The organism is Azospirillum sp. B4 (assembly GCF_000333275.1).
GTDB lineage: Bacteria > Pseudomonadota > Alphaproteobacteria > Azospirillales > Azospirillaceae > Nitrospirillum.
This window is the reverse complement of record NZ_BACU01000629.1, coordinates 1-1,669: the sequence shown is the minus strand read 5'-3', so window position 1 is coordinate 1,669 and position 1,669 is coordinate 1. Positions and strand designations below refer to the sequence as shown.

Annotated in this window: 1 protein-coding gene; it reads right to left on the bottom strand. The window is 68.7% G+C overall.

The features are described 5' to 3' along the window. Nucleotides 1-1,669, bottom strand: a 1,669-nt coding sequence (locus I55_RS28150) for an ATP-binding protein (RefSeq protein ID WP_148294021.1), incomplete at both ends; no start/stop codon positions are given.

The window sequence follows — 1,669 nt, the reverse complement described above, 5'->3', positions numbered from 1 at the left end:
CCCTCCAGCTCCCGCAGCTTGTTCTCTATGCCCCGCACATGGCCGATACGGCCCAGTTGCCACAGCGCTTCAAGATGGGGCTTGGCCGTGGCGGGGGCGGTGTCCGGAAGGGCGGCCGGCGCCGGAGCGGCGGGGGCGTACAGCCATTCCAGGCCCAGCAGTGTTCCAATGCGGTCCAGCAGAACGTCCATATCCACCGGCTTGACGATGAAGGCGTCGTGCACGGACGGCGCGTCCTCCTCCCCGCCAGCGGCGGCGCGGCCGGGGGTGTAGTCGTGGGCGTTGGCCGATACCATCATGATCTTCAGGCGCGGCATGTCGAGATCGCGCAAGGCCGCCGCCGCCTCCCATCCCGTCATGCGGGGCATGGAGATGTCCAGCAGCGCCAGATCCGGCCGGCACTCCCGGGCCAGCTCCACGCATTCCCGCCCGTCCCGCGCGGTGAACAGCAGGAAGTCCAGCGGCCGCAAGAGATTCTGGATCAGGGCGAGGTGGTCGGGGTCGTCATCGGCCACCAGCACCCGCAGGCGGGGACCGGCATAGCCGTGGATGGTCTTGGCCGCCGGCGGATCATCCGGCCCGGACTGCGCCTCCGACAACAGCAGGCGCACGGTGAACACGCTGCCCTGGCCGGGCGTGCTGGCCACCGTGATCTCCCCACCCATGATGCGGGTCAGCAGGCGGGTGATGGTCAGGCCCAGGCCGGTGCCCGGCACGGCGCGGGCACTGGCCGTGCGCCCGCGCTCGAACGGTTCGAAAATGCGCTCCATATCCTCCGGCAGGATGCCGAAGCCGGTGTCCGACACCTCGAACTCCGCCACCTGGCTGCGATAGCGCACGCGCAGGGTGGCGTGGCCCTGGGCCGTGTATTTCAGGGCGTTGGACAGCAGGTTGATCAGGATCTGGCGCAGGCGCTTCTGGTCGGTATGGACGAAGGCCGGCAGGTAGGCCGGGCGGTCATAGTGGAACTGGATGCCCTTGGCGGCGGCCTGCAGGCGGAACATGTCCACGATCTGGTCCAGGAATTCCACCAGCCGCACCTTGTCGCGCGTCAGGCGCAGCAGCCCGCTTTCGATCTTGCTGATGTCCAGCAGCCCATCCACCAGGTTGGACAGGTGCTCGGCGCTGCGGCGGATGACGCGCACGCCGTCGGGGTTGCGGATGCTGGTGTCACGCTCCAGCAACTGGGCGTAGCCGAAGATGGCGTTCAGCGGCGTGCGGATTTCATGGCTGATGCCGATGATGTAGCGGCTCTTGGCCACGTTGGCGGCCTCCGCCACCTCCTTGGCCTTCTGCAAGGCCGCGTCGGTGCGCTCATGCGCCTCGATCTCCTCCATCAGCATGCCGGTCTGGCGCGCCGTCTCCTCCTCCGCCACGCGGCGGCTCTCCAACGCCAGCACCAGCAGCCAGGCGGCGACGCCGGACACGAACAGCAGGGCGAAAAAGACGATCCACAGGGTGGTGGCGACCACGCCGCGCGCGTCGGGCGCCACGGCGCCATACTGCAGCCCGATGAAGGACAACACGCCACCGTTCACCAGGGTGAAGATGGCCATCACACCCAGAAAGCGGGCGGTGCGGGTTCGGATGCCCCCGGCCATGCGGGCCGGCAGCAGGACTGCCGTCAGGCGGGCCAGTTGGTCGGGAAGCGGCTTGCCGTTGCACAGTC